At 39.6% G+C, this 11,067-nt stretch carries 7 protein-coding genes; all 7 read left to right on the forward strand.

The window, feature by feature from the left end; translation table 11 throughout:
• The coding region (locus ABZB17_RS15350) for a RagB/SusD family nutrient uptake outer membrane protein (protein WP_372651297.1) at window positions 1-1,142 on the forward strand (1,142 nt) is incomplete at its 5' end.
• Window positions 1,143-1,153: 11 nt separating this feature from the next.
• Window positions 1,154-2,185: a DUF5627 domain-containing protein gene (locus ABZB17_RS15355; RefSeq protein ID WP_372651298.1), complete on the forward strand. Its 1,032-nt coding sequence runs from the start codon at window positions 1,154-1,156 to the stop codon at window positions 2,183-2,185.
• Window positions 2,186-2,374: 189 nt separating this feature from the next.
• The gene (locus ABZB17_RS15360) at window positions 2,375-3,955 is read left to right on the forward strand and encodes a sulfatase (RefSeq protein ID WP_372651300.1); all 1,581 of its coding nucleotides are present in this window, start codon (window positions 2,375-2,377) and stop codon (window positions 3,953-3,955) included.
• 129 nt (window positions 3,956-4,084) lie between these two features.
• Complete coding sequence (locus ABZB17_RS15365; protein ID WP_372651302.1) at window positions 4,085-6,388, forward strand: ammonia-forming cytochrome c nitrite reductase subunit c552; 2,304 nt, start codon at window positions 4,085-4,087, stop codon at window positions 6,386-6,388.
• A gap of 227 nt (window positions 6,389-6,615) precedes the next feature.
• On the forward strand, window positions 6,616-8,862 hold the full coding sequence (locus ABZB17_RS15370) for a T9SS type A sorting domain-containing protein (protein WP_372651304.1): 2,247 nt from the start codon (window positions 6,616-6,618) through the stop codon (window positions 8,860-8,862).
• Between the two features lie 22 nt (window positions 8,863-8,884).
• Window positions 8,885-10,573 carry a family 16 glycoside hydrolase gene (locus ABZB17_RS15375; RefSeq protein ID WP_372651305.1) on the forward strand — a complete coding sequence of 563 codons (1,689 nt, stop codon included), beginning with the start codon at window positions 8,885-8,887 and terminating at the stop codon, window positions 10,571-10,573.
• A gap of 110 nt (window positions 10,574-10,683) precedes the next feature.
• A partial coding sequence (locus tag ABZB17_RS15380) for a hypothetical protein (RefSeq protein ID WP_372651306.1) occupies window positions 10,684-11,067 on the forward strand: 384 nt, incomplete at its 3' end.

Consider the following 11,067-nt stretch of genomic DNA (forward strand, 5'->3'; position numbering starts at 1 on the left):
AGGACGACAATTATGAAATTCCGCGTTCATCATTTGCTGACTGTGTTAACTTTATTTTAGCTGATTGCGACGAAGCACTAAAGAATCTTCCAAATAAATGGGAAGATACAGGCGATGTTCTGGTTGATCAGGTAAATGGTGCACGTAATACTAACCGAATTAATGGATTAGCTGTTCGTTTGCTAAAATCCAGAGTTGCATTATATGCTGCAAGTCCATCGTATTCTGCAAGTGGATTTACGATGCAACAAGCAGCTGAAATGGCGGCCGATCTATTGAACAACAATGGCGGCCTGGACGGATTAAAATACTCGGACCTTGAATTTTATAATGATCCGGCCAGTTCTGAAATTATTTGGGCATCAGCGCGTCAAACAAACCAGACCAACTGGGAACGAGATAATTTCCCTCCATCCTTGTTTGGCGAAGGGAAAACTGGGCCAAGTCAGAATTTGGTTGATGCGTTTCCAATGGCCGATGGCACACCCGCCCAACCAGGAGCATCTTATGAAAACCGTGATCCTCGTTTAGCGAAATATATCCTTTACAACGGCACATCGTATCATGGTGGTACAATTTACACTTACAGTGGAAGTGGCATTGATGCGCCAGGAACCGATAAATTCTCCACAAAAACAGGATACTACCTTCGTAAATTTTTACAAGAAGGAGTTGACATTGATCCTGCACTTTCGAGCCCTGTTGGAGGTCAGCATTTTTATACTTATGCACGTTATACTGAAGCATTGTTAAACTTTGCTGAAGCTGCCAATGAAGCAGTAGGCCCGAATGATGTTATTGGTGGTTATGCAGCTGTACAAATAATTGAAGCCCTTTGGCACCGTGCCGGCATACCGAATACGTATTTGGCTGGTTTGGATAAAGCAGGTTTACGCGAAGTTATTCGTAACGAACGACGAATTGAATTGTGTTTCGAAGGACATCGTTTCTGGGATATCCGCCGTTGGGGATTAACCGATGTAATGAATGAGACTGCAAAAGGAATTAGCATTGCTCCTGACCAGGTTACGATGTCGGTTGTAAATGTTGAAGCAAGAAACTATGATTCGCATCATAAATTCGGTCCCATTCCTTATGCTGAAACACTGAAATACGATCTAATTCAAAATGAGGGATATTAAAAATGAATACAATGAAAAAATATTTAATATTAATCGCATTTGCAGTTGCTTTGTTCAGCTGCGAAAATCAGGAAAACGAATTTGAAGATTTTGATTTTCAAACCGTATACTTCCCGATTCAATACCCGGCAAGAACGCTGGCTCTGGGCGAAAGCCGTTCGGATAACAGTATCGATTTGGAGCATGCCTTTAGTATAGGGGCATCTGTTGGTGGTATGTACGAAAACACAAAAGAACGCGTGGTAAATATTCGCATGGCACCTGAGTTGGTCGAGAATGCTTTTGTTGGTGGCAGACCAGTGCAAATACTTCCATCAAACTATTACGAAGGCGTTGAATTTTCAAAAATCACAATTCCGGCAGGAAGTTTTAACGGAAAATTACGTGTGAATTTGACCGATGCATTTTTTGCTGATACACTTTCAACAGCGGTGAACTATGTTATTCCATTAGTGATTGAACAGAGTACAGAGGATTCAGTTTTAGCCGGTACACCACTTCCGGAAATTGGTTCTTCAGCCGACCGCCGTGTAAAATCGGACTGGATGCCTGGTTTTGAACCAAAGGATTATACACTTTTCGCAATTAAATACATAAATCCTTATCACGGAATGTTCTTACATAGCGGTGTTGACGAAACTTTGGATGAGAGTGGAAATGTAGTGGAAACATTTACTTATAAAGCGGATTATGTTGAGCAAGATCTATTGACCTCGTTGACCACAAAATCGATGACAACCTGTTATATGGATCGTCTGGGTGGTCAAAATCAGGGCGACAATTTTAAAGTGGAGTTAACGTTTAACGAGTCAGGCAATATTACCATTTCTTCAGCAATCGGAGATGAAACAGTAACAGGAACAGGAACATTTGTAAATGCCGACGATCCGGATGCTGTGGTTTGGGGAGAACGTGGACACATGACATTGAATTTGGACTATTATTATACTGTAAATGGTGTTACTCACCACGCAGTAGACCAATTGGTTTACCGTGACAACAATATGGAATATGAAGAATTTTCAATTACTATCCAAAACTAAATCGAATAGCGATAATCGCAATGCGAAAATATAGGTAGGTTAGGTTTAATTGGTTTAGGTAGAAACCTTGGAAGAGAGGATGTACCCCGGTAACGGGAGCATCCTCTTTAAACGTTATAAGGAAAATGTTTCCACAACTCCAATATGGGCTATCTGGAAGAATTAAGGTAATTTATAAATTGTAAAATTATGAAGCATTTTAGCTATCTTTTTTTTCTAATCTTAGTTGTATTTTCCTGTAAACAGGAAGAGAAAAAACAACCTCGTCCCAACATCCTTTTTGCAATTGCAGACGATGCTTCCTGGAAGCATTTCGGCGCATATGGTTGCAGTTGGGTAAACACGCCGGCTTTTGACCGGGTGGCTGAGCATGGAATTTTATTTACACATGCTTATACTCCAAATGCAAAATGTGCTCCGTCACGATCCTGTATATTAACCGGCAGAAACAGCTGGCAACTGGAAGACGCGGCCAATCATTTTCCATATTTTCCGGCAAAATTTAAAACCTATGCCGAAGTTTTGGGTGAAAACGGGTATTGGGTAGGAAGTGTAGCCAAAGGTTGGGCACCAGGTAATCCCGGAAAAATAGATGGAAAAAAACGCGAACTTACCGGACCTAAATTCGATAAGTTTAAAACAACACCACCGGCCAAACATATCTCGAATATCGATTATGCTAAAAATTTTGAAGATTTTCTTGAAAAACGTCCTGAAGGCGAGCCATTTTGTTTTTGGTATGGAAGTACCGAGCCGCACCGCGCCTATGAATTTGAAGCGGGTATAAAATACGGTGGTAAAACAATCGATGAAGTTGATGAAATACCACCATTTTGGCCCGATGCCGATACAATTCGAAAAGACATGCTCGACTATGCATTCGAGATTGAATATTTCGATAGCCACCTCCAAAGGATGCTTCAAAAACTGGAAGAGATTGGTGAGCTAGATAATACCATTGTGATTGTTACGGCGGATAACGGCATGCCTTTCCCTCGAATTAAAGGACAGGTTTACGAATACTCAAATCATTTGCCTCTTGCCATAATGTGGCCTAAGGGAATAAAAAATCCTGGTAGGGTGGTGGATGATTTTGTTAACTTCATTGATTTTACACCAACCTACCTTGAACTAACGGGATTGACTGCTGAGGCGACCGGAATGCAACCTGTGACCGGAAAAAGTTTGACCGATATTTTTTATTCAGAAAAGGAAGGAACAATAACAGAAGAACGCAATTTTGTGTTAGTTGGTAAAGAACGCCATGATATTGGTCGTCCAAAGGATGAAGGATATCCGGTTAGGGGATTAATTAAAAACGGATTTCTTTATCTTCATAACTTTAAAACTGATCGCTGGCCACTGGGGAATCCAGAAACAGGTTACCTGAATTGTGATGGTAGCCCAACAAAAACATATATTTTAGACACGCGCCGTAAAAAAGGAATAATGGAATATTGGCAACTTAATTTTGGTAAACGCGTTTCTGAAGAATTATATGATATTAATACAGATCCGTTCTGTATGAAAAATCTGGCTGATAGTGTTGAATTCACAGGACTAAAAGAAAAGATGTCCAATGAAATGAAAATGAAGTTGACAAAACAAAATGATCCAAGAATTCTGGGTAACGGGGATGTATTTGATAATTATGAGTATTCCGGTGCCGATCGTAACTTCTACAATCGCTATATGAATGGTGAGAAACTAGAGCCAGGATGGATTAACATGTCTGATTTTGATGAAGACTTGATGGAAAAGAATGATTAATAGATTTTTCATAAAATCAGTAGCAATACTATAAAAAGTATATAATATTCGTTAACGTTTGCAATAATTTTGCCTATGTCTTTTCAGAAAATTCAATTTTTATATGGATTTATTTTGTTGCTTACAATATTGTCTTGTACACAAGCGCAAAAAGAACAGAGCAATGAGTTTACCGGATCGGAAAGTTGTATCGAATGCCACGAGAACTTCTATAAGCTGTGGCAACCATCGTATCATGCACAGGCGATGATGCCAATAAATGCTGAATTCATGGCAAAACATAGTGTGCCAAACAGTGAATCAATTGACGTTGAAGGGCATCAGTTTCATGTGGAGTTTAAAGACTCAACAATGATGATGTACGAGTACGATGGAGAAAAACTTGTTGCAACTTATGATGTAATCTATGCTATGGGGGGACATAATGTATACACTTTTCTAACTCCTTTTGAGAAGGGGAAACTTCAGAATATTCCATTAGCTTATGATGCAAACCGTGAGGAATGGTTTAATTATCCTATGGCGGGTATGCGTCATTTTAGTGACGAGTATCCGGATGACGAAGCTCTGCCTTGGAAAGATGATATGTTTGCTTTTAATACAGGATGTTACAGCTGTCATATTAGCCAGTTAAGTACCAATTTTGATTTGAAAACTGATACGTATCATACAACATGGAAAGAACCTGGTATTAACTGTGAGACTTGTCACGGGCCGGCAGGAGAACACGTACGTATTTTCAAAGCCTTAAAAGAAGGGGAGGAGGCTGATAAACTTGGATTAATCAGTACAAAGGTTTTTACACAGGAACAGAACAATGCTGCCTGTGCACCTTGTCATGCGAAAATGAATCCAATTACTCCAAGTTTTATGCCCGGTGATAAGTTTTTCGATAATTATAATCTGACAACGCTCGAGGATCGAGATTTTTATCCCGATGGACGTTCGCTTGGGGAGAATTATACAATGACCGAATGGATGATGAATCCTTGTATAGAAATGAGCGATTTACATTGTGTTACCTGTCACACCTCAAGTGGGCGAGATAGAAATAGAGACAATCCGAACCAGGCTTGTTTAAACTGTCATACTAATCGTATTAAGGATATGGAAACGCATACTGGCCATCCGGAAGAAGTTGGGTTGACCTGTTTAAGTTGCCACATGCCAAAGCGCGAATTTGTGGGGCGTTTTCTACGTAGTGATCACTCGTTCAGGCCTCCAATGCCCGAGGCTACCATTAAGTTTGGATCGCCAAATGCTTGTAATCAATGTCATAAGGATAAATCTCCAGAATGGGCTAATCAAATTGTAAAGGCTCGTCCTAATGGTGATTACCAGGAAGAAACTCTGCAATGGGCACAAATGATTAAAGAAGCCCGTGATATGAATTGGGAAAATGTAGAAAAAATGTATGAATACATCCGCAATCCGGAAACAGACGAAGTAGTAGCTAATTCGCTTATTCGTTTGTTGGGTAATTTCCCCAGTGCATCAAAAACAGAAGTATTGATTGATGCATTGAATAATAAATCGGAACTTGTGCGCTCATCGGCAGCATATGGTTTGGGAGGCATTATTACAGAAAAGGTGAAATATGCCTTGCTGAAAGCGTGTCAGGATAATATCCGTTTAGTGCGTGTACAGGCTGCCAATGCTATTTTATCTTTTCCACAAGATCAATTTACTTCAGAACAACGGACAATTATTGCCGATGCAGAGAAAGAGTATGTAGCATCAATGACTTCTCGACTTGATAGCTGGAGTAATCATTATAATATGGGGCTCTATCATCAGAACAAAGGAGAAGTGAGTCAATCATTAAGTTCATACGAAACGGCAGCCCGTCTTTATCCGGAATCGGTTCTGCCACTAATAAACAGCAGTGTTCTATATTCGTATGTTGGCAACAACGAAAAGGCCGAACAAAATCTAAAAAGGGTACTGGATTTTGATCCAAAAAACGAAGCCGCGAACCTTAACTTAGGCTTGTTATTGGCCGAACAGGACCGGATGGATGAAGCAGAAAAAGCCCTTCTAACAGCTTTCGAAGCAAATCCTGAACAGCAAGCAGTGGCAGCCAAGAACCTGTGTGTAATTTTGGCCAATAAGGGCGATCTGTCAGGTGCTGTCAAATATGCAGAGGCTGCATATAAGGCTAGTCCAGATAATTCGGATTATGGTTATACCCTTGCGTATTACCAAATGCAAAACGGACAAAAATCAGAAGCCATTAGAATGTTGGAGAAAATGGTGAAAGGTACACCTGAATTTTTGCCTGCTATGAACTTCCTTGCTGATATTTACTGGCGTGATGGTAAAAAAGAACTGGCCATTAAATTGTATCAGGATGCACTAAAAATTAATGGTATTTCAGATCAGGACAAAGCCGCTTTACGACAGGCATTAAATACTCTAAAGAGTAATTTGTAGGAATTGGAATAGCATGTTAGTTGCGGCAGATGTTTTTTATTCGTTTGATATTTAGTATGTTGTGTGGTTTGTTGTATTCAGTTGGTTAAATGATTGAATCCTTTCAAAATGGGTTGTTAGCTTACTTTATGCCCGTATTGTGTACAATAAAACAAAACAAAAAGACGCATAAACAATATCAAACAGTTAACCTTCGCGACTTTTGGTGATAATATAAGCTATTACCAATGAAACAAATATTTATTACCATTTTATTTTTTGCGATAACTTTCAGTTCAAATGCTCAACTTGAAGTTTATCCATTTCCAAGTTCCGATCCCGAAATCATTTCAGAACAATATGCTGTAAGGGCGCGTGTTTTAAACGAAGATGGAATCCAAGGGAGCTGGCACGAAATAACTTCATTAAATGTGGTTCCTCGCGAACCATACGAACATCCAATTTGTGGCGAACAGTCCAGTGCTTTTAATATTACCGGTGATCGAATAACTTCGTTTGCTCCCTTCGCTTTTAGTGGTCCCATTGAAATAGAAGTAACAAAGTTATTCGGAGAATTGGCAACAAGAGTGGAAATTACTCCAAAAGCTTACAACATCAACCCGCATTATTTCGATGGGCAGGTGGTACGTTTTGCCATAAAAGAATGGGGCTACATTAGTGTGAATTTTATGTCGGCAGACAATCGCGATAGCGACGGGGCAGGTGGTACGCATATAAAACACGGATTAATGCTTTTTGCCGATAACCCCGAGAGTGAGGCCGGTTACGATATTCCTCTTCCAACCGATCAGGGCGTGGTAGTTTGGAACAATGATACTGATATTGAAACCATAAGAAATGCCGATATCATATACTTTCCAGCAGGCGACCACAAGATGAAAGAGCATAAGGATAATAGACAGGAATTTCTAACCAATCCTGATGATATGGAAGCTTCACCGCTTTACCATGGTCAGCTAAGATTGAATAAATCTCAAAAAATTTATTTGGCTCCCGGGGCGTATGTGCGTGGCTGTTTTAATGGTCGTGGTCATGAAAACGTATGGATTTACGGCCGTGGAGTAATATCGGGTCGCGATCATTTGTTTCATGAAATACTGATTCCTGAATTTGATAACGAAGGGAATTGGGTGCACCGAACTGCTACAAAAGAAGCTTTTGTAGATTTAATTGGCTGCGATGATATTCGAATGGATGGCGTTTGTATTATCGAACCTTTTCACCACACCTGTCCATCGGGAAAAAGAGGATTGATTAAGAATATTAAAATTTTGGGCTTTAACTATAATAACGATGGTGTTCGGCCGGGAGACGGTACAGTGGTTGATGAAATTTTTATAAAAACCATGGATGATTATGACTATACACGGGGCAATCATATGTTTAAAAATTCAGTTATCTGGCCCATGTTTAACGGTTCAGTGGGAATGATTTCGTGGAGCTCTTTGGGGGGCCAAGGCTGGTGGTTTCAGAATAATCATATCATTAACTCCGAAACCAAAAACAGGTATTCAAACAACGATGGCGTTGTTGGCTCGCAAGCCGATTTTGGTATACAAACCCATAATATTGAGCTCAAAAATATTCATATTGACCACCCTATAACCAATCTGGTAGATGCACAGATTCTTGATGAAGGAACGTCCACTAATTACGACACCTGGTTTCGCGATTTTAGGTTTATTAATATAAAAGCAGATTACCCCTTTCAGCGCACAAATGGTGAGGTTCAGTTAAATCGATTAAAAGGACTGAAACGTGATAATCGTATCGCATGGGTTGAGAATTTTACGTTTACCAATTTTGTTGTTGATGGTACCTTGGTAACCTTCGATAATTACAAAAACTATTTCAGCCTTAATTTGCAAGGCTCGAACGAGGTAAATACCGACGTTGACAAATATGTTCGGAATATTACTTTTAACACCAGCGGTGAGCTTTACAAAATTAATGTGGTGTGTGGTGAAGGTGGCCAGTGTTTCCCCAGAGGAAATGCAGGGCTAATTGATTGTCCGGGAGGGACATCTCAAACTGTTTCTTTTCAACCCCTCGAAGGCTTTAAAATTAAGGAAGTTAAGGTAGATGGGCAAAGTGTCGGTCGCAAACAAATGTTACTATTCGAAGATGTTCAACAAAATCACACTATTGAAGTAACTTTTGCAGAAGGCGATGACTATTTTGATATGCCGATTGATTCGACTTTGCTATCAACGATAACTTCGGCCAAAACCGGTCCACAAATTGGTAAAACGATGAAGGTCTATCCGAATCCTAGCGATTCCTTCGTCAAAATTTCAGGACTTGAAGGAAAGGGCCAGCTACGTTTGTACGATATTTCTGGAAAACTTATTAGAGCCATCAATTATTCAACATCATTTATTTTGATCAATTTATCTGATTATGAGAAGGGGATTTATTTTATGCAAGCTAAAAGTGGAATACAAATGCAGGTTTGTAAGGTAATTGTCAACTGAAGTATTTGTATCTTCAAACAATATGAATAAAACAAAAATGAATGAAAAGACTTTTTTTCTTTTGCTGACTGCAACGCTTCTTTTTATTACCGGAGTTAGCTATTCGCAGCCAATGTCGGATTATCGATGGACAACCATTGATGCCACTGGAGAAGCTAAAGGCCGCCACGAAAATGCCTTTGTTGAGTATAATGGTAAGTTTTATCTGTTGGGAGGGCGGGGAATAAACCCTGTAAACGTATTCAACCCGGAAACAAACTGCTGGGAAACCAAAGGAGAATCGCCTATGGAAATACACCATTTCCAGGCAGTGGTTTATGGCGATGCTATTTATTTAATGGGTGCCATGACCGGGAAATATCCGAAAGAGTTACCTCTTGAAAACATATGGATATACTATCCGGAAACTGATAAATGGGAAAAAGGAGCTGAGATTCCGATAGATCGACGAAGAGGAGGATCGGGAGCTGTCGTGTATAACGATCAAATTTACATAGTTGGAGGAATTGAATATGGTCACACCAGTGGGACAAATAATTATTTCGATAGTTTCGATTTAAAAACCGGAGAGTGGAAAGTTTTAACTAAAGCGCCACATGTTAGAGATCATTTCCCTGCAATTGTAGTAAAAGACAAACTATACTGCGTAGGGGGAAGAAATACAAGTGTGCATCAACCTGATAATTTCGGGGCATTTTTCACCGCAACCGTTCCTGAGGTAGATGTTTACGATTTTCAGCAAGAAACATGGACGACATTAAAAGAGGAATTGCCTGTTCCAACTGCCGCTGGAGGTTTGGTTGAAATCGATAATAAATTATTCTACCTTGGAGGTGAAGGAAGTCGCCCGCAAGCCTATTTCGAAACTCAATGTTTTGACATAAAAACAGGAAAATGGGAGCAACTGTCTTCTCTCGTTCATGGGCGACATGGAAGTGGAGCAATAGTTTATGACAACAATATTTATATTGCAGCTGGTAGTCCGAACAAAGGAGGTGGCAATATGAATACGATAGAGGTATTCTCAGCACAACACAATTGGAAAACTCTTTTTAATGGAACCAGTCTTGAAGGGTGGGAAGTTAAGTGTGTCAAGGTCGATAGAGAGAAAAAGTATTGGACGGTAGATAATGGTACTATACTTTGCGACACCAAAGGAAATACCGACCATCAATATATATGGTTGCAGAGCATCGATGAGTTTGCCGATTTTGAACTGCGTTTAAAATTTCAGGCTTCGGAGAAGAACGAGGGAAATGCAGGAGTTCAGATTCGAAGTCGGTACGATGAAAAAGCAAAAGTTGACGAGGATTATGTTGGTTGGCTCGATGGACCTCAAATTGATATTCACCCCAGCGGACCGTGGCGTAACGGTTTTATTTACGATGAAACTCGTGGAACGCGTCGTTGGATTTTCCCCGATTTGCCTGATTGGAAAATCTCTGAAGAAGAATATGCTCCTCAAAAGGTGGTGTATTACAAGGAAGATGAAGAGCCAGGCTGGAATGATATGCGCATCATTTGTAATGGAAATCATATCACCACTTTCGTAAATAATGTAAAAGTAGCCGATTATGATGGAACAGGAATTTTAGACAATGATGATCATGTAAAAAACAAAGTCTCCAGTAGTGGGCACATTGCCCTCCAGTTGCATAAACATTCAAACAATTATATTCGGTTTAAAGATATTGAAATTCGGGAGTTTTAAATTTCTTTATCTAATAAATACTCCTGTACAGCTGAGGTAGATTTCAGAACAAAAGAACAATTCATTTAAAGTGAATTGTTCTTTTTTTGTTTTGTTGTAAACCAATTATAATGATTAAACTAAACCAATTAGCTCCGATTATTATTCTAATCTGTTTATTGTCCTGTAAGGCAAATAATACTAACGTTTTTGAAATTTTAACCAGTTCACAACAGGCACAATTTGCATCTGAACATATTTGTAGAGCAATCCAGGGGTTGGAAACGACCACCAGAACCCAGGTAGTCTTGAAAATCGATACAACACTGAAGGAGCAAGCCTACACAATTAATAAGGAAAACAAAAAAATTGTAGTGAGTGGGGGCGACGAAACTGGCCTCATGTATGGTGGATTGGAACTGGCTGAAATGATAGTTGTTGAAAATAGAATCCCTGAGCTAGAAGAAACGGTATCGGGTATCCCATACATTAAAAGGCGAGGATTAAAATTTAAT

Origin of the sequence: Draconibacterium sp. (genome assembly GCF_041583095.1) — a bacterium.
Taxonomy (GTDB): Bacteria; Bacteroidota; Bacteroidia; order Bacteroidales; family Prolixibacteraceae; genus Draconibacterium.